Origin of the sequence: Trichocoleus sp. FACHB-46 (assembly GCF_014695385.1) — a bacterium.
Taxonomy (GTDB): domain Bacteria; phylum Cyanobacteriota; class Cyanobacteriia; order FACHB-46; family FACHB-46; genus Trichocoleus.
The window spans coordinates 522,111-540,822 of record NZ_JACJOD010000006.1 but is presented as its reverse complement, the minus strand read 5'-3'; the positions used below and the strand labels follow the sequence as shown (position 1 = coordinate 540,822).

The 18,712-nt window shown below is 48.4% G+C and carries 16 protein-coding genes; 8 read left to right on the top strand and 8 right to left on the bottom strand.

Annotated elements, in window-relative coordinates:
• Nucleotides 1-59: 59 nt before the first annotated feature.
• Entirely contained in the window at nt 60-584 is a 525-nt protein-coding gene (locus tag H6F72_RS02700; protein WP_199298822.1) for a hypothetical protein, read from the bottom strand.
• Between the two features lie 725 nt (nt 585-1,309).
• Between H6F72_RS02700 and H6F72_RS02695 the strand changes: the two genes are divergently transcribed.
• The 4 genes from H6F72_RS02695 to rpoD all read left to right on the top strand — a co-directional run bounded on the left by H6F72_RS02695 (nt 1,310) and on the right by rpoD (nt 5,179).
• Nucleotides 1,310-1,705 (top strand): two-component system response regulator, encoded by a 396-nt coding sequence (locus H6F72_RS02695; protein ID WP_190431567.1) that lies wholly within the window; start codon nt 1,310-1,312, stop codon nt 1,703-1,705.
• A 49-nt stretch (nt 1,706-1,754) separates the two neighbouring features.
• Nucleotides 1,755-2,453: a polysaccharide deacetylase family protein gene (locus tag H6F72_RS02690; protein WP_190431565.1), complete on the top strand. Its 699-nt coding sequence runs from the start codon at nt 1,755-1,757 to the stop codon at nt 2,451-2,453.
• 258 nt (nt 2,454-2,711) lie between these two features.
• Nucleotides 2,712-3,059: a hypothetical protein gene (locus H6F72_RS02685; RefSeq protein ID WP_190431564.1), complete on the top strand. Its 348-nt coding sequence runs from the start codon at nt 2,712-2,714 to the stop codon at nt 3,057-3,059.
• Nucleotides 3,060-4,036: 977 nt separating this feature from the next.
• The gene (rpoD, locus tag H6F72_RS02680; protein WP_190431563.1) at nt 4,037-5,179 is read left to right on the top strand and encodes an RNA polymerase sigma factor RpoD; all 1,143 of its coding nucleotides are present in this window, start codon (nt 4,037-4,039) and stop codon (nt 5,177-5,179) included.
• Between the two features lie 161 nt (nt 5,180-5,340).
• Here rpoD and H6F72_RS02675 read toward each other — a convergent pair whose 3' ends face one another.
• From H6F72_RS02675 to gyrA, 4 genes are all read right to left on the bottom strand, one after another.
• Nucleotides 5,341-5,523, bottom strand: a complete 183-nt coding sequence (locus H6F72_RS02675; RefSeq protein ID WP_370527427.1) for a chlorophyll a/b-binding protein — start codon at nt 5,521-5,523, stop codon at nt 5,341-5,343.
• Nucleotides 5,524-5,715: 192 nt separating this feature from the next.
• Nucleotides 5,716-5,895, bottom strand: a complete 180-nt coding sequence (locus H6F72_RS02670) for a chlorophyll a/b-binding protein (protein WP_190431562.1) — start codon at nt 5,893-5,895, stop codon at nt 5,716-5,718.
• 181 nt (nt 5,896-6,076) lie between these two features.
• Nucleotides 6,077-7,219, bottom strand: a complete 1,143-nt coding sequence (locus H6F72_RS02665) for an ABC transporter ATP-binding protein (protein ID WP_199298856.1) — start codon at nt 7,217-7,219, stop codon at nt 6,077-6,079.
• A 317-nt stretch (nt 7,220-7,536) separates the two neighbouring features.
• Complete coding sequence (gyrA, locus tag H6F72_RS02660; protein ID WP_190431560.1) at nt 7,537-10,059, bottom strand: DNA gyrase subunit A; 2,523 nt, start codon at nt 10,057-10,059, stop codon at nt 7,537-7,539.
• Nucleotides 10,060-10,245: 186 nt separating this feature from the next.
• Here gyrA and H6F72_RS02655 point away from each other — a divergent pair, with 186 nt between their 5' ends.
• Nucleotides 10,246-10,644: a response regulator gene (locus tag H6F72_RS02655; protein ID WP_190431559.1), complete on the top strand. Its 399-nt coding sequence runs from the start codon at nt 10,246-10,248 to the stop codon at nt 10,642-10,644.
• 299 nt (nt 10,645-10,943) lie between these two features.
• Here the strand turns inward: H6F72_RS02655 and H6F72_RS02650 are convergent, their stop codons facing one another.
• On the bottom strand, nt 10,944-11,825 hold the full coding sequence (locus H6F72_RS02650) for a tetratricopeptide repeat protein (RefSeq protein ID WP_190431558.1): 882 nt from the start codon (nt 11,823-11,825) through the stop codon (nt 10,944-10,946).
• Nucleotides 11,826-12,071: 246 nt separating this feature from the next.
• Between H6F72_RS02650 and tgt the strand changes: the two genes are divergently transcribed.
• Both tgt and H6F72_RS02640 read left to right on the top strand, forming a co-directional pair.
• Nucleotides 12,072-13,202, top strand: coding sequence for a tRNA guanosine(34) transglycosylase Tgt (tgt, locus tag H6F72_RS02645; RefSeq protein ID WP_190431556.1), 1,131 nt, complete (start codon nt 12,072-12,074; stop codon nt 13,200-13,202).
• Nucleotides 13,203-13,301: 99 nt separating this feature from the next.
• Complete coding sequence (locus tag H6F72_RS02640; RefSeq protein WP_015172773.1) at nt 13,302-13,439, top strand: photosystem II reaction center protein K; 138 nt, start codon at nt 13,302-13,304, stop codon at nt 13,437-13,439.
• A 140-nt stretch (nt 13,440-13,579) separates the two neighbouring features.
• Here H6F72_RS02640 and H6F72_RS02635 read toward each other — a convergent pair whose 3' ends face one another.
• Both H6F72_RS02635 and H6F72_RS02630 read right to left on the bottom strand, forming a co-directional pair.
• Complete coding sequence (locus H6F72_RS02635) at nt 13,580-14,140, bottom strand: glutathione S-transferase family protein (RefSeq protein WP_190431554.1); 561 nt, start codon at nt 14,138-14,140, stop codon at nt 13,580-13,582.
• Between the two features lie 24 nt (nt 14,141-14,164).
• Entirely contained in the window at nt 14,165-15,772 is a 1,608-nt protein-coding gene (locus tag H6F72_RS02630) for a serine/threonine-protein kinase (RefSeq protein ID WP_190431552.1), read from the bottom strand.
• A 503-nt stretch (nt 15,773-16,275) separates the two neighbouring features.
• On the opposite strand from H6F72_RS02630, the gene pheT reads away from it, so the two are divergent.
• On the top strand, nt 16,276-18,708 hold the full coding sequence (pheT, locus tag H6F72_RS02625) for a phenylalanine--tRNA ligase subunit beta (protein ID WP_190431549.1): 2,433 nt from the start codon (nt 16,276-16,278) through the stop codon (nt 18,706-18,708).
• The last annotated feature ends 4 nt before the right edge of the window (nt 18,709-18,712 follow it).

The following is an 18,712-nucleotide window of genomic DNA, read 5'->3' as shown; positions in this document are numbered from 1 at the left end:
TCTCAGTAGGAACCTTGGTAGAGAGTTGACTTCACAACTTTCTACTTTTTTATTGGCATCTACCGAGGTTCTGCTTTGGTGACAGATCGCTCATCTACTCCCAAGGTCAGCTCTAGGGACGTGTTGTTCGGTAGGGCTTTCACCACGGTTCGGTACACGTCATGGTTAGTTGAGGCGGTGGTTGCGCGATCACCACTCTGATAAGTAATTTCATACTCCACAGTTTTGAGGATCTGGGGAGTACTAATTTTTTCATAGGTGCGTTGCCGCTGCTCCATTGCATCTACAGTTGGCCGAGGCGGTAAAGCAGGCCACCATACTCCCCGATCGTCTGGTCCTGTAACCGCACCTTCAGGCCGATTGCCGTTGCGATTCAACAGAGAAGTCGTCGCGAAGGCTTCGGTACGAGTTGCTTGATCACGGCCTGGATTGGTAGAGTATTCTACCCGCCAGGTATAGGTGGTGCGGGCAGTCGCTTCATATTGACTGGTGGTTAGAGTTTCACACCCTGCCAGCGCGATCGCCAAACTAGCTCCCATGCAAAGCCTCAAAAGCCTCACAGAAGCACCCACACTGTAAGTCATAAACCCTCCCCATCAAAATTCTAATTTTTTGTTTATTCCTTAACAAAAAGCTAGTTTCTTAGAGAACAAATATAGAAATAATTAATTTTTAAGCCGATCGCTAGTTTAGCTTTGCTCTTAAGCAGGGTAACAAAGATAGATTGGCATTTCTCAACAAAATCTTTACTTTTTAGCCAAAATTTTTCTTGCGCCAGAGTTAGAAGCTTATAAATCTATATCTACCTTTCCACATTAAAACTATTTCTTAATGATTCATTGGCATCAAAAAACTAAGACTCAGCGCAATAACTATTTAAACCAACTCTCACCTTCTTCCAAAGTCTTCAACTTTATTGCTTTCGCTTAAGATGTCCTTTCTTCAACTTGAACCTTAATTGAGAAGCACCATCTGTAAGGAGTTTCACCGATCATAAAAACAAGTATGAAAAGGCTTGGAGGCACAGTAGACATATTAAAAGATAGGTCGATATGAACCTTAACATTCTTTACTTAAACTGATTTTCATCAATGATCATGCTGCAAAAAATATATTTATTTAAGCAGGCGTTAATCTTCGGCAATATAAATAGCTCCTGTCTAACACCTCAAAGCTAAAGAAAGTAAAAAGCTGGATTTAGCTTCTACACAACCAGAAGATAATTAAGGCAAGAGATTTCAGCAGTTTAAAGACCATCCAAAGAACAGTTTTTTGTAGATATATTGTTTTGTAGCGTGCTGGGTTATTTATGCAATCAATTTCGAGTTATGTGTTGGTTCTGAGCCAACAATCAGATGATTTAGATGTCTTAAAGTCTCTACTAGACCGACTGTGTTGTGCTGTCAGTGTGGCTAGCTCAGAAGCACAGGCCGTAGCTCAAGCCAATCGAGAACCACCTTATCTAGTAATTTTGTCAGGCGATCGCCACCGATGGTCACGAGGCTTGGTTCATCATTTGCGCAGCATGACTCGGACTTGTAACACGACAATTGTGGCCCTTACCGATTGTCATGCTCCTAGCTGGCTACCACAGGAAGAAAATCCAGGATTTGATGGCTTTTTAGTCAAACCGATCAGTGGCGATATCCTTTCCTCGTTAGTGCAATCAGCTAAAGTTCGACGCAGTTGTTTGGTAAAGAGTTGAACTTCGTTAGGATCGAGGCAATTTGCTTCTAACTTAAGCCACATCACTCATGCAGCTTGCTCCTCTCTATCCAGTCTTATATCAGCTCCTCAAGCCTGCTTTTCCAGGTTGTCTCTGGAGTGGTCATTGTAGCTCACCCGCGATCGCCCTTACGTTTGATGATGGACCTCACCCGGAGTACACCCCTCAGCTTTTAGAAGTCCTCAATACCTACAATATTCCAGCGAGTTTTTTTTGGCTCGGTGCTTGTGTCGATCAAGCGCCCGCTGTGGCTCAAAGTGTTTACGAACAAGGCTACTGGATTGGCTTACACGGTTACAATCATCGAGCTTTTCCCAAACTGACCCCAGCAGCCCTAAAGCAAAGCTTGGAGCAAACTCAAAACGCGATCGCCCAAGCTTGTCATTTGGATCTAGCTTATGTACAGCAGCATGTGACCGATGTGCGGCCACCTAATGGCTTTTTTACCCCTCAAACCTTAAACCTGCTAAAAAATTGGGGTTATCGCCCTGTGATGTGGAGTGTAGTTCCAGAAGATTGGGAACGACCTGGCATTTCCATCGTGACGCAGCGAGTACTTAAACAAGTGCAACAGGGTTCGCTGATTGTTCTGCACGATGGCTATTTTGGGGGAGTTGACGTGGCAGCCACAGTAGCTGAGCTGATTCCTCTACTTCTACAACTCGGTTATCACTTTGTTACGGTCGATCAACTTTGGCAGATGCAAAGCCAACACTACAATAAATAATCATCAGGGTTGCATGATTTGACTGGTTGTAAACCTTTTGGGTTTAATTTTCATTCCTAGGCTAGGTTCTAGGGTGCAATAGTAAGCTGCACAATTTCAATTCAGCTCAAAATTAAATAACTTAACAATCTACTGATTTTTCACCCTCTCCGTTGAGAGGCTGGGGAGCAAGACTCTTATGCAGTCCTAGCAATTCCCTCATTTATAACGGAAGGCGACTGAATCTAAAATCAAGCAACTCTCTGGCAGGTACATCAAGTGTTACCTTTTGTTGTAGATGAGAGAAAAATTCTTATTTTTAAGTTTTGGTTTGGTGATAGCGTTCAAGACGGCTTGTCCTATCAAGGAGAATTATTTTGCCGACTGCAAACTTTAGAGCTACAGTACCGTCCTCAGCTCTATCACTTCGGTTGCAAGCTTGCCCAACAAGGCACCTCAGTCGTCATTAGTTCCAGCCTCAACACTTGCAGTCTCTGGATTAGCTTGCGCGATCCTGCGCTTAAAACGATGTTGGCAGATTCAGGAACTTTAGACTTACCTAAGGTGCCGCCGTTCTCCTTAGTAGAAGCTTCTGACCCACCTCAAGCTGAAGAAACCAGCTATTAGCTGCCTAGGCTTTAATGGAAAAACTTAATTATCCGAGTGGAGCAATTTAGATCTCTTAATCTCTTCTCCAAAATAATCATGCTTTAACTGTAAGTTCACGGAGCTAGGGTGGGTAAGTTGAATCAACCGCTGGCGACTTTTGAGCTAACCTACGGCAAGGGCGATTGCCTTTCCAACTAAACTCCATGATGCCGTTGGCGGTCCTAAAGCCGCACGCTTTAAGGCTCTCCGAAAATCGCCCAGTTTTGTGACTTCCCTTGATGAAAACCTCATCGTTCTAGTTTAGAAAGCTAAATTAACCTGTCAAAATTACTGACTTTTACAGCTTTACTGGACTGGAAATCACATTCTTAGCTTGCTACGGTTGTTGGCAACCCGTTATTGCATGAAATGTTTGCCTGAGTTCCACTTCTTCGTGATGTTTACGCTATCATCAGAAGCTCACGGATTTCTAACGAGTGTAGTTGATGAAAATCAAACTCCCTCTTGGCTGCATCATGCTGAGTGTGCATATCCTGTCAACTTTCCTTTGGAAGTTACTGCAGGCAAAAGGATGCAACTTTTGTGAGAAAAGCTACAATCGGAGAGACATTCAAAATTTCAGTATTCACCTATACCTTGGCAAAGCCTCAACCAAGCGTTGTATGTTTGGGAATGTGGTCGATTTTTGCGTTGCTAACAATTAGCGGTTGGAGTATTTCGCAAAGTTTATGACCAAATTCTCTAACTTCAGGGGGTTATCTTCTGAAAAAGCATGCTACCAATGATGGATAGGGATCTTTAAATCTCTGTTAGCTTGTTGAGGTGAATGCTGTTGTAGGGATAGCGATACTAAGGCTAGATGAGCGTCGCGTGCTCGACGGCATGATCACCTAAACAACTTGTTTGAGATTTCGCCAAACAAGTTTTTCAATCTAGATCTTTAATGGTCTTAACTTTTTTGACTCTCTACATATAAGGAGCATGAGGAACGCGGCATGACCCAGGCCCATAACGTACTCGAAACCATCGAATCGCTTCGCGACGCTTCTGACGAACAGCCGGATGGTGAGCTGGATGACTTCTTAGTTGAAGAAGAAGATGATGACTCTCTAGATGTGCAGCCGGATGAAGAAGATGGTAAGCCTGGCAAGGGTCGCACTACCCGACGACGGGCTCAAGCTAAAAAGAAGCATTACACCGAAGACTCAATTCGGCTTTATCTTCAAGAAATTGGTCGAATTCGACTCCTTCGCGCTGATGAAGAAATTGAACTAGCACGGAAGATCGCTGACTTATTAGAACTAGAACGTATTCGCGAAAGGCTCTCCGATAAACTAGAGCGTGAACCCCATGATGGCGAGTGGGCAAGCGAAGTCAATATGGGGCTGCAAGCTTTCCGCTCTCGCCTCCACCTCGGTCGGCGGGCTAAAGAGAAAATGGTGCAGTCTAACCTGCGTCTAGTTGTCTCCATCGCCAAGAAGTACATGAATCGGGGTCTATCGTTCCAAGACTTGATTCAGGAAGGTAGCCTTGGTTTGATTCGGGCTGCTGAAAAGTTTGACCACGAAAAGGGTTACAAGTTCTCTACCTACGCAACTTGGTGGATTCGTCAGGCAATTACGCGGGCGATCGCAGATCAATCTCGGACAATTCGTCTACCAGTTCACCTGTACGAAACTATTTCTCGGATCAAGAAAACCACAAAGCTGCTTTCTCAAGAAATGGGCCGCAAACCCACAGAAGAAGAGATTGCGACTCGCATGGAAATGACCATCGAGAAGCTGCGGTTTATTGCCAAGTCTGCTCAATTACCAATTTCTCTGGAAACTCCCATTGGTAAAGAAGAAGACTCTCGCTTGGGCGACTTTATTGAATCCGATGGCGAAACACCTGAAGATCAAGTCTCCAAGAACTTGCTGCGGGAAGATTTGGAAAGTGTTTTGGGTACCCTCAGCCCTCGTGAGCGCGATGTTCTCCGGTTGCGCTACGGCCTAGACGATGGACGGATGAAGACTCTGGAAGAAATTGGCCAAATCTTCAACGTCACCCGCGAACGGATTCGTCAGATTGAAGCGAAAGCGTTGCGTAAACTGCGTCACCCCAACCGCAACAGCGTACTCAAAGAGTATATTCGCTAAGCGATTTTTGATTTAGTACAGTTTTCAGAAGAGGCTCGTAGCATACTGCTATTGAGCCTTCTTTATTGTTTAGAAAGCAGAAATGAAAAAACTGGAAGCTTATTATGAAACTTCCAGTGTCCTAGTAATTTGAGGTTGACAAGACGTTTGAACTAGAACGATTACACTAAGCCCCAAAAGTGCAAAAACCCTTCATTGGAAAACAGCTCAATTAAAGTAGCGGCTAGGAAGCCTAGCATTGCGAGGCGACCATTCCAGATTTCGGCTTGGGGAGTAAAACCAAAACGCCAAGCGTTGCGATCGTCCATGACAGGAGTGTTGGTCTTGTTGATGTCTTGCATCATTTTCTCTCCAAAGGTGTGAGATAAATAGAGATCACTCAGCGAACAACTTAGGTTTGGCTAAGCAAGAAAGTTGGTACGAAGTTTTTATAAACTTATGTGAACTAATGTAACCAATAATCTTGCTACATGCAATGTGAATTTTCGCGATCGCTCCATCTATCGTCAGGGAAATTTAGGATAGCCTCGTTCAGGCTACATCAAGCCCCAGAAATGTAGAAATCCTTGCCCCGAAGCCAATTCAATTAAAGCGGCTGCCACAAATCCCAACATGGCAAGACGACCATTCCAAATCTCAGCTTGAGGCGTAAAACCGACCCGCCAAGCATTGCGATCATCCATTGTGGGAGGAGTTACTTTCGTAGAGTTTTGCATCAGTTTCTCTTCCTGGGGTCGTTGGTTTTTTAGGTAGCCTGTTAAGCTTTGCAAATAAATGTAAATTTAACTGAGATTAGAGCGCCTCTCTCATAAGGATGAGATATTAGTTTCACAAAAGTCAGAAACTATATCTCCCCTAGCTTCTGGACCTTAGCTCCAACTCACTCTGTATACATCTCTACCTAGAAAAAACAGCATGACCTGTTTCAGGTTCAAACAGGTGAATTTTGTCAGTGGCGATCGCAAGCCACATCTCCTCACCCAACTGCACCGCTTGGTCAGGGCTAATCCGGGCTTGTAAGGTTGATTCTGAGGTCTCAGCGCCTACTAGACGCACGAGCACTTGGGTTTCATTGCCCAGTGCTTCGACTCGCTCTACCCGGACGGGTAAATTCTTGGGTGCTGGTACACTGACGCTTACATGTTCTGGTCGAATTCCAAGCAGGAGCGATCGCCCATCATATTTTTGCAAGGTTGCAGCCCAGACTTCGGGTAAGGTGAGGCGAAATTGGGGATGGGTAATTAGTAGGGGAGCTTTGACCTGAACTGACAGGAAGTTCATGGTAGGGGAGCCGATGAACTCTGCCACAAAGCGGTTTACAGGTCGGTTATACAGCTCTAGCGGTGAGGCGATCTGTTGAATCTGGCCCGCATTCATCACGGCAATGCGATCGCCCATCGTCATCGCTTCCACTTGGTCGTGGGTAACGTAAATGGTGGTGGTGCCCAGTTGTCGTTGTAGTTTCACAATTTGGGCACGAGTTTCAGTGCGGAGCTTGGCATCCAGGTTGGACAAGGGCTCATCCATCAAGAAAACCTGAGGATTGCGAGCCATCGCCCGTCCCAAAGCGACTCGCTGCTTCTGTCCACCGGACAGTTGTTTGGGTAAGCGGTGCAAGAGTGGCTCAATCTGGAGCATCTGGGCCACGGTTCGCACTCGTTCATCTACAGCGCGTTCTCGCTCCGACCAGTAACGCAGCCCTTTAGGTAGCGATCGCGTAGAACTAACCAACAAATTCTCAGCCCAAACGGGTAATCTTTGCTGTCTGCTATTTCTCCGGGTTCTGGTTGATTCTGGATTGCCTAATTCTGGGTTGCCTAGTTTAGTGCGCCTGAGGCCAAAGGCAAGATTATCGTAGACGCTCATGTGCGGGTAGAGCGCATAGCTCTGAAACACCATCGCGATATCTCGCGCTTTGGGAGGTAACTCGTTGACTAAGCGATCGCCCACCCAAATATTGCCTCCAGTTAACTCCTCTAGCCCAGCAATCAACCGAAGTAAGGTGCTTTTTCCGCAACCCGATGGCCCCACCAGTACCATAAACTCGCCGTCATTCACGGTCAGGTTGATGCGCCGCAACACGCTCACATTAGGCGTTGGCGATGTTGTAGGCTCGGCTGGTGTAGCTTCTACCTCACTCACAGGCGCAATACCGTTGGCGAGTAAAGGCTCCGCTGGAGCAGGAACACTCGTCCCTTCCCCTCGCCGACTGGCAAAGCTTTTATAGATATTTTCTAGAACAACCTGCGCCACGATAGTTGCGATCCAAAGCGTTGAAATTTAGCTTACTGGACTTTATCGCCAGATTGCACTGTCGCTAGCCCTCGTAGCTGGATGAATCTGTCGCTAATCTGTTGTCAATCCGTCTCTAAGGAACTAGTTGAAGTTTCTAGCACTGTAATCGTGGCAATTTTCTCCCCAGAATTGAGCGGGAAGAGGCGATCGCCTGGACTATCTTTACCCCGAATCGCCACTGTCTCGACTGTCAAGCGAGCTAAACGGTTTTGATTGGTCCACAACAGCACTTCAGTCTTAGGCAGAGCGGCGCTCATAGCTGCCAAGTTATCAGTTTTGGCAGTAAATTGAATCGCTTGGATACCAATTTCACCCCGGTTAGTCAGCCGCAAAGCTGTGACAGGCATCCGTTTCGCATAGCCTCGTTCTGATACCAGCAGTAGATGGTTGTCTGCTTCCAAGACGGCACAACCCACCAGTCTTTCTTGCCTGCGGAGACGTAAAGCTTGGTTGCCTTGGGCAGCGCGTCCCATCAACGGGAGTTGGTCTTCGTCTACCTCAAAGCGTAGCAATCGCCCGCCAGAAGTTGCTAGAACAATTTGCTGACCAATAAAAGCTGGACAAGCGTACACTAGTTCATCATCATCTTTCAGCTTTAAAGCGGTCAACCCGCGACTCGTGAGGTTGGTAAATTCTGAGAGTGGTACGCGCTTGGCTCGGCCTTGTTGGGTCAGCATGACCAAACTCAACTCTTCAACATGTTCTGGAATTAAAAGTTGGGCACTAATCGTTTCCGGATCACCTTGAGCCGCGTTGGGCAATAGCGTGACGAGAGGAGTTCCCTTGGCATTGCGCCCTGCACTAACCGGAATATCTCCGACCTTAATCGTGTACGCTTTGCCGCTCCGGGTAACAACCAGCAGTTCTTGGGCAGTGTTAGTCCAGAGGGTCTGGTTAACGGCATCGCTGCTTTCCTCCGGTTTCGTAGATACCGATGAATCAGGTTTGCCGCGATTCTGCCGCTGAAAGGCTTTCACTGATAATCGCCGGACATAACCGCGTTGCGTCAGCTCTAGGACTGTTTCCTCTTCGGTGCTGGGTGTCTCAGCTAGCAGTTCTTCTTCCGGGGTGGTTGTCACTGAGCTACTGCCAGCAATGCGGGTCCGGCGAACATCTCCATGCTTTTTCTTCAAAGCCCGGAAATCTTTTTTCAAAGCTTTTAGGAGTTCATGGCGATCGCCCAACAACCGTTGCAGGTTTTGCATCCGGCTGGTTAGTTCGTCATATTCTGTCTGCAAGTTTTGTCGCTCTAGCCCCGTTAAACGCCGCATCGGCATGGACAAAATAGCATCGGCTTGGCGATCGCTCAGGTTCAACTCGTTTTGTAAGCTGATTTTGGCAGTAGTGCCATCTGGGGCGTGACGCAAAATCTCGATTACAGGGTCTAGGTGAGATAAAGCCGTTAACAGCCCTTCTACCAAGTGGGCGCGACTCTGGGCTTGACTCAGCTCATTGATATATTGCCGGGTCAAGGTGACTTCGCGGAAGTCGAGAAAATGTTGTAGCAGTTGCTTGAGGGTTAGCTGGCGAGGTTGACCATCCACTAAGGCCAGTAGAATGGCTCCAAAGTTGGTCTGCAGTGGGGTTTGCTTGTAGAGATGGTGCAGCACCAGTTGCGGATTTACATCTCGTTTCAGTTCAATCACGATCCGCATGCCATCGCGATCGCTTTCATCGCGGATGTCGGCAATCCCTTCAATGCGGCCTTGGTTGACCAGGTCAGCCATCTTCTCAATCAAGCCCGCTTTATTGACTTGATAGGGCAACTCCGTAATCACAATTGCCGTACGGCGCTGTCGTCCTTTGCCCACAGGCACTTCTTCTACTTGAGCAATCCCCCGCATGGGAATGCTGCCTCGCCCTGTGGTGTAGGCATCCCGAATTCCCTCTTTGCCCACGATCTCTCCTCCGGTCGGGAAATCGGGGCCAGGAATAATTTCTAGCAGTTGCTCATCGGATAGCTGCGGGCGATCGATTAAAGCGATCAAGCCATCGACGACTTCGCCTAAATTGTGTGGAGGTATATTAGTCGCCATTCCCACAGCAATGCCAGAACTGCCGTTGAGGATCAAGAATGGCAATTGAGCAGGTAGAACGGTAGGTTCTTGCTGGGAGTTGTCAAAGTTACCAATAAAATTAACTGTGGCTTCGCCAATCTCGCTCAGCAAGCCTTCATTGCCAATCTGCGCTAGCCGAGTTTCGGTATAACGCATGGCGGCGGGAGGGTCATCATCCACCGAGCCAAAGTTGCCATGCCCTGCCAAGAGCGGATAGCGACTGGAAAAGTCTTGCACCAGCCTGACTAAAGCGTCGTAAACCGCTTGGTCGCCGTGGGGGTGATATTTCCCCAATACATCTCCCACCACACGGGCACATTTGCGATAGGGACGATCGGGAGTGAGGCCAAGTTCATGCATGGCATACACAATGCGCCGATGCACTGGCTTGAGGCCATCCCGGACATCTGGCAACGCCCGCCCCACAATCACACTCATGGCGTATTCCAGGTAGGACTGTTGCATCTCTGTGTGCAGGGCAGTGGGGATGACCTGTCCGTTTTGGATCAGGTTCAACTGTTTCGCCATGAGCTTTATTCCTTAATTCCTGACTTCAAACCAATCTTTTGATAACTTGCCAACAGTGAGGCACAGCATACCTCAAATGACCCTGTTTACAGCATTCCTCACAGTAGGATCAAACGGGAGGGATGTGGCATAGGCATACCGAAGGGTAAACTACTGCATTGTGGGGCCATGAGTAAGGAAATCAAGATGAAAACCGTTTTAATTGTGGAGGATGATTTGGTAAACGCTCGCGTTTTTGGCAAAATTCTGACAAAACGTGGGGGTTTAGCCGTGAAGCACACAGAAAATGTCGAAGAGGTGATACAGATTGCTCGCTCTGGTGAAGCCGATATTATTCTGATGGATGTTTCTTTGGCTCGAAGTGTTTATCAAGGCAAGTCGGTTGATGGCATCAAAATTACGCAAATGCTGAAAGCAGATCCGCAGACAGCTCAACTTCCCATCATCCTAGTTACAGCCCATGCCATGCAGGGCGATCGCGAGACTTTTCTGAAGCAGAGCGGAGCTGACGGCTATATTTCCAAGCCTGTCGTTGATCATCAGCAGTTTGTCGATCAAATTACCGCTCTATTGCCTCAAGACTAGATCCAATTCAAATATCCTTCCAGATTTCTGAATTGATGGAAGCTGTTTAGCTTGGACCATACAGCAGGTTTTTCTAGTCTTATACAAATGTACTACTAGAGAAATTGTAGCAAGTCTTACTGACAATAGTTTTAGGCTGTCTAGGAGTCTCTACTTGGCTGATCGATTCCTGATTTATATGTTTATAGCAAGGTAAGCCTAACTTAGGTAAGCAACGAATGAGACCAAGGAGCTATCTGAAGCTGAGTTCTCCTAGCTCCTATTGATAGCGGCACCCTAGGCTTTGCTCCTGCTTGTAGCTACTGGGGAGGTTGCTGAGGGGTTGGTTGCGGCTGGCTCCGAGCTAGGGTCGCTTGGATTCTCGGTGTATTTAGCAGCTTCTTGGCATCTGTGAGTAAGCGATCGCCCCAGAGATTCTCCTTGAGGAACTTCAAATCACCATATCGACTATCTAACTCAACCGCTTTTTCGCCCAAAACTAATCCTTGGTTGCGATCGCCTTTGTTATAAAGTGCCACCGCCAGCGCTAATTGAGGCTCAGCCGCTTTGGCATCCATTGAGACCGCAGTCCGCCATTGCTTAATCGCTGCATCTACCGAGCCTTGCTCATATCGAATCAAGCCAATGTTGTTGACCGCAGGCCAAAACTTGGGGTCTTGTTTTACTGCAGTTTCGTACTGAGCGATCGCTTCTTGATAGCGCTCCAGCATGTAGTAGGCATTGCCTAGATCAAATAAAGCTCCAGCTGTATCTGGCTTTAGCTTCAAGCCTGCTTGCAGATAATCAGCCGCTTTGGCGTACTGGGCTTTTTGAAAATGTGCTGAACCCAGGGCAAACAGAATGGCAGTATTTTTGGAGTCTAGCGATCGCGCCCGCTCCAAAGCCCTAATGCCCTTATCTAGCTCAGTCTCTTGCAAATATAAGCTGCCAAGCAATGACCAAACTTGGGAATTATTAGGAGCCAACTGAGACGCTAATTGCGCTCTGGACAGTGCTAATTCGTACTGCTGGAACTGAGCCAGCTGAGCTGCTTCCTGTGCTAAACTGAGGCCCTGCTGCTCTAATTGATTCGAGTTCAATTGCAGCGTGTGGGGAATCATTGCTTGCGCCGAGGCGGGTTGAGCCACACTCCACAAACCGAGGGCGATTAGGAGAGGAAGCAGAGGAGAGCGGTTAGGCACAGTACAGTCCTAAAGATAAAGAACACGAGTTTTCAGTTAGCTTAGACCATCTCACCCCAATCATGGCAACACCCTGAAGCAAAAGTCAGCCGAGATAAAGATAGCTGATTTATGAGGGAGATTGGCATCTGTAGCCCTTCCAGTGTAATTCATCGTCTATGCTGTAAAGTTTCTCGCCTTTGTCTGTTATTAGCCTCTACCTTGCTTGCCAGAGAGCAGTTGTTCACTTTCTAGGTTGAATTTGTCTTGAGCGCTCAGTTTACTTTTCAATGTCAGGCCCAGTGTTGTCGTACTCAAGCTAGAGCAGGTCTGTTTACAACACCACATGGTGTGGTCGAAACGCCTCGATTCATGCCAGTGGGCACTTTGGCGAATGTTAAGACCATTACACCAGACCAACTCCAAGCCACTGGTGCCCAAATGGTACTCGCCAATACCTACCATCTACATCTCCAACCAGGCGAGGAGATTGTGGCCCAGGCAGGCGGGCTGCATCAATTTATGGGTTGGTCTGGCCCAATGCTGACTGATTCGGGCGGCTTTCAGGTGTTTAGCCTGAGTGAAATGCGCCAAATCGACGAGACAGGCGTGAAGTTTCGCTCTCCTAAAGACGGGCAAATCATTCACCTGACCCCAGAGCGGTCGATTCAGATTCAAAATCAACTGGGTGCTGACGTGATTATGGCGTTCGACGAATGCCCTCCCTACCCCGCGACAAGAGAAGCGATCGCCGAAGCCACAGCCCGGACCTATCGCTGGTTAGAGCGTTGCATTGCGGCTCATCAGCGACCCGATCAAGCTTTGTTTGGCATTGTGCAAGGAGGGGTTCACTTAGACTTACGAGCTGAAGCTGCTCGCTCTCTGGCGGCGCTTGACCTGCCTGGATACGCAATCGGCGGTGTGAGTGTGGGCGAGCCACCCGAACTGATCGAACAAATTGTTAAAGCGACGACACCTTTGCTGCCCGTAGACAAACCCCGCTATCTCATGGGTGTAGGCACTTACCGCGAAATGGCTCAAGCGATCGCGGCGGGCATGGATTTGTTTGACTGTGTCATTCCCACTCGGCTGGCGCGGCATGGCAACGCTTTAGTTCGAGGCGATCGCTGGAACCTTAAGAATGCGCGGTTTCGGGAAGACTTTACGCCCCTGGATGCCACTTGCCCCTGCTATACCTGCCAGAAATTTACGCGGGCATATGTCAGTCACTTGTTGCGATCGCGGGAAATTCTGGCTTACACCCTGCTATCCATTCACAACATCACTGAACTAGTTCGATTTACTCAAGAGATTCGAGCTTCGATCTTACAAGGCTCCTTTGCAGAGGATTTTGCTCGCTGGTTAGCACCTACTTCACCCCCTGCCTCCGTCCCCTAGAAGCGCCAGTCAAAATCGTTGTAACCTCAGCGCCGCCCAGCAAAGCGTGTTAAGATACGTACCAATTCTGAAATCTGTGTTGGAGAGGTAGAGTCATTCATGGAAGCAGCACTGCTGTTGGCAAAACTGCCTGAAGCTTACGCAATCTTCGATCCCCTAGTGGACGTTTTACCCATCATTCCAGTCTTTTTCTTGCTGCTCGCCTTTGTTTGGCAAGCTGCTGTGGGTTTTAGATAAGCTGATAAACCTGTCTAAATCACCGATAAGATACCTGATTAAAAAAGGATGGCTATTCTGTTTATGAGTAGCCATCCTTTTTTAGTTTTTTTTTGGCTCTTAATGAGAACAGCCTGGGTCGCAAGTAGTCTCAGCAGAGATTAGGTCGCACGTGCAGACATTACCTTTTGATAGGCTGGCCGTTCTGTAACTTGCTTTAAGTAAGCTAGGAGGCCAGGATAAGCACTGAAATCTAATTTCAGCATCAAGGGCATATAGGCTAGCATTGACCCCACTGCCACATCTGCGACACTAAATTCAGGGCCAAGCAAATAAGGTTGTTGCTCAAAAATTTGGTTCAGCGCAGGAAATAGGCGGGCGGATTCCCGTTCTCGACTCGCCTCAACAAAAATTCCTGGCCCCAGCGTCGCATTAGCAAACAAAACCCACTGAGCAATCTCACCTCGCTGCTCAGATGAAGTAGAGGTCTGGCCATATTTCTCAGCCAAGTACAGCAAGATCGCGCCTGATTCCCAAAGGTGATAGTTTCCATCCGCGATCGCAGGCACTTTCCCCATTGGGTTGATCGCCAGAAACTCAGGCTGTAAGTGCGCCCCCGCCTGCATATCTAGCAAGACAAACTCGTAGGGAAGGCCAATTTCTTCCAGATACCACTGCACAATAGATGCTCGACTACGGGCTCCACCATAGAGCTTGAGCATGAATGGACTCCTCGGCTAAATAACTTACCAAAGTCCTTTTTTACCACCCGGACGCACCGTTGCCCAGTTGGTGCGAGCCGCAGATAACTGTTCGTCCGTTACTTTAGCACCTGTCAAATTAGCGCCACACAGATTTGCACCCCGCAAGTTGGCATTCGCAAGATAAGCATGGCTCAGATCCGCGCCGCGTAAGTCAGCCCCTTCCAAGTCCGCATGGCTTAAATAAGCTCTAGACAAGTTGGCATCTCGAAGATTAATGCCGTTTAAGCTGGCTCGCCCAAAATCAGCATTGAAGAGATTCGCACCTTGGAGGTTGGCGTTGTTCAGTTTGGATTGGTGAAAAATTGCTCCGGATAGACTGGCGCGTTGCAGACTCAAGAGACTCAAGTCATAGGCTGCAAAATCACGTCGGCCTTTAGAGTAAGCCAGTTGTAAAGCTTGGGCATCAATTTTTGGTGGTACTTTTGGCTGCCCAGTGGTAGACCCTTTACTGCGTAGAGCAGTCAGTGAGGAGGGTTTCGCAGCTAACACTCGATTACGAGACATGCCTGACTGCAAACTCGTGGAGTCTGATTTTGCCTGTCGAGCTCGAATTGCCATTGCTACCCGTGCGGCGGGAGAAGCGGTGACAGGGCTACCGGTCTCATCTGTGCGATCGCCTGACTGACGACGAGTCGGGTTCTGAGGATTACCCTGGTTCTGAGTTGACATACTCTTAGCCAGACTGTCTAGATAAGGCTCTAGATCTAAGGCTCGGAGAATTTCAGCCGCAGACTGAAAGCGGTGACGTACCGAAACTTCTAGCATTTTCCGCAGCACACTCGCAAAGTGCTCCGTAACATGCACATGCTTCTCCCACATGAGTTCCCCTGTGGCTGGGTCGTAGTCTAAATCTTTAGGAGATTTTCCGGTTAGGAGATAAATGCAAGTCACGCCGACGGCATATATGTCACTGGCATATACAGGACGCATCGCCATCTGCTCTGGCGGTGCATAGCCAGGTGTCCCAATCGCGTAGGCAGTTAATGCCGTTTGCTCCGACACACTCATGGAGGTTTGGCTGACCTGATCTTTCACGGCACCGAAGTCAATCAGTACCAGCTTGGCATCTTGAGTGCGGCGAATAATGTTGGCAGGCTTAATGTCGCGGTGAATGACTTGTTGGCTGTGGACGTATTGCAAAACAGGCAGAATTTCGCTGAGGAATTGCTTAATTCCTGCTTCGCTTAAGGGGCCACCTCGCTTGATCTCTTGTTGTAGAGTGGCACCACCAACGTATTCCTGAACTAGATAGAATTCTTGGTTTGCTTCAAAATAATCGAGCAAACGCGGCACTTGGGGATGGCTACCAATTTTGCCCAAAGTTTTTGCTTCTCGACGAAACAAATCCCGCGCCATTTGCAGGACGTGGGGCGCGGTTGAGGTAGGCCGCAACTGCTTGAGGACACAGTTGGGTTCTCCTGGCAACGATTCATCAATTGCCAGAAAGGTGGCTCCAAATCCACCTTGTCCTAGCGCTTGGCTAATTCGATAGCGATCGCGAAGCAATAGCTTAGAGCCACAGGCCTGACATAATTCAGTGTGGGTTATGTTCTCAGGATTAGGACAGGCTGGATTTATGCAGTAGCTCATTCAGCATCACCCACTACAACTTCGCTCACTTGGGAATATTCCTATTCCACCTTAATTATCTGGCTAGAAACGACGAAGCGTAGTGTAGGTCATGCGGGAAAACCCTTGAAGACTTGCTAAAGTTACGTGGAGATTCCTTAAAGCATCTGTAAATCCCCAAGTATCTACGGTCATCGTCGTTACTTCAACCATACATTCTGTAGAAAGAATGCCCTGAATTTGTCTGCAAACCACTAATAACTCACGTAATTAGTTGATTTTGCAGTGGTTTAACCTTTTGGTGTTAGCTATCTGGCGCAGCCCTGCCTAGAAAGTGCGATCGCTTCTAGCCGTATCAGCCAATGAATAACTTAATTTTGACCGAACTCTTCAGGCTTGAGTCAGTTCTAACAGATTTTGTCACGATTTCTTCTAAACTGACAATCGCAACTCCAGGCATTGGGATCCTTGAGCGCTACAATAATTTGGCTGACATCGGTTGACATAAGTATTTAAGCAGGGCAATGCGTATTTCTCTGAACTGGCTGCGGGAACTGGTGGACATTACAATGACCCCAGAGGAACTGGCTGAAGCCCTGACGATGGCTGGGTTTGAGGTTGAAGATATTGAAGACCGCCGGACTTGGGCGAATGGGGTGGTGGTCGGAAAAGTTTTAGAGTGCCAACCTCACCCCAACGCTGACAAGTTGCGGGTTTGCCAAGTCGATATTGGTGCAGATGAACCTGCCAATATTGTCTGCGGGGCGGCGAATGTCCGAGCCGACGCTTATGTACCCGTAGCAACCTTAGGCACCTATCTACCAAACATTGACCTAAAAATTCGTCCAGCCAAATTGCGAGGCGTGCCCTCAGCAGGGATGATTTGTTCGCTGACGGAATTAGGTTTAGCCAAAGAATCAGAAGGCATTCACATCTTTACCCAAGCAGACTTAAAGCCTGGTAGTGATGTGCGGCCCCTCCTAGGTTTAGAAGATGTGATTTTGGATGTCACTTCGACGGCCAATCGAGCCGATGCCCTCAGCCTGGTTGGGATTGCGCGGGAAGTTGCCGCCTTTACGGGAGCCACACTGCGCTTACCTGAGCCTGCCGATGTTGCAGTTCAGACGAGTTCTGCTAGCTTGACCTTAAAAATCTCTGAACCACAAGCTTGTCCGACCTACATTGGTACGGTGATTGAGCAGGTCAAGATTGCTCCATCTCCAGCTTGGTTGCAGCAGCGACTCCAATCGTCTGGTGTGCGACCGATTAACAACGTGGTCGATATCACTAACTACGTCTTGTTGGAGTGGGGTCAGCCTCTGCATGCCTTCGATCGCGATCGCCTACAAGCTGTAGCTGGAGGTTCTAACCTCACCCTTGGGGTGCGATTCGCGCAAACAGGAGAATCGCTTAAGACCCTAGATGGTCAGTCCCGCACGCTCCAAGAACAAACACTGTTAATTACAGCCAACGATCGCCCCGTTGCTTTAGCAGGGGTAATGGGCGGAGAAGAAACTGAAGTCCATGAAGGCACCCAAAACTTAGTGCTAGAAGCAGCGCTATTTGATCCAGGAGCTATCCGGCGATCGGCTCGAAGCCAGGGTTTACGTACCGAAGCTTCGGCTCGTTATGAGCGAGGAGTCAACCAAGCCGAGCTAACGGTTGCTTGCCGTCGCGCCTTGCAATTACTCACAGAGTTAGCCCAAGGTACAGTCGTTGCTCAAGAGACAGAAACCCGCGCAGATCAATCTTGGACCCGTTCGATTGAGCTGCGTTTGGATCGCGTCAACCAAATCCTAGGTCCGATTGAGGTCGGGGATGATGTGGGTGACTTGCCTGCTGCTGAGGTAGAGCGGACTTTAACGAGCTTGGGATGTAGCTTGGCCCCCACTTCTCAGCCAGGGGTTTGGACGGTTACGGTGCCACCCTATCGCTACCGCGACTTAGAGCGAGAAATTGACCTGATTGAAGAAATTGCGCGGCTCTACGGCTACAACAAGTTCTGCGATACGCTACCCAACAAAACGGAACCTGGATATCTCTCCGTTGACCAAGTTTTGACTCGCAGAATCCGCGAATGCTTACGGGCTGCTGGTTTAACTGAACTCATTCAATATTCTCTGGTGAAGCCCGGTGAGGATCGGCAGGTTGCGATCGCCAACCCTTTGTTTGTGGAGTATTCAGCTCTCCGCACCGATCTGATCGCTGGTTTGATTGATGCGTTCCAGTACAATTTGGAGCAAGGCAACGGTCCCCTGAATGGTTTTGAAATTGGCCGCATCTTCTGGAAAGAGGAGGATGGATTAGCGGAGGCCGATGCGCTGGGCGGTATTCTTGGCGGCGACCCTAAAGAAGGCAAGTGGCTCCAAAGTGGTCGGGATGTACCACTGTCCTGGTTTGAAGCCAAAGGAATTCTGGACAGCGTTTTTCAGCGCCTAGATATTGCGGTGGAATATCAGCCAGATCGTCGGGACTCTCGTCTCCATCCTGGCCGTACTGCTTCTCTATGGATCAAGGGCAACCGTTTAGGAACATTTGGTCAACTGCATCCGCAACTGCGGCAAGAACGAGGCTTACCTGAGTCTGTGTATGTGTTTGAGTTGGTGCTAGATGTACTCTTAAATGAGTTAGACCAAGACGAAAATATTACCCCTGCTTTCCGTCCTTTCTCAACTTATCCACCGTCTGATCGCGATATTGCTTTCTTTGCCTCCGTACAAGTCTCTGTAGCTGAATTGCAACGCACGATTATTAAGGCGGCGGGAGATCTCCTGGATCGGGTTGAGTTATTCGATGAGTACCGGGGTGAGACTGTACCGACTGGGCAACGCAGCTTGGCTTTCCGTTTGGTGTATCGAGCTAGCGATCGCACTTTGACGGACGCAGATATTGAGCCTGTACACCAGAAGGTGCGCGAGGCTTTAGTAGAAAAGTTCCGTGTTGAGCTGAGAAGTTAATCGT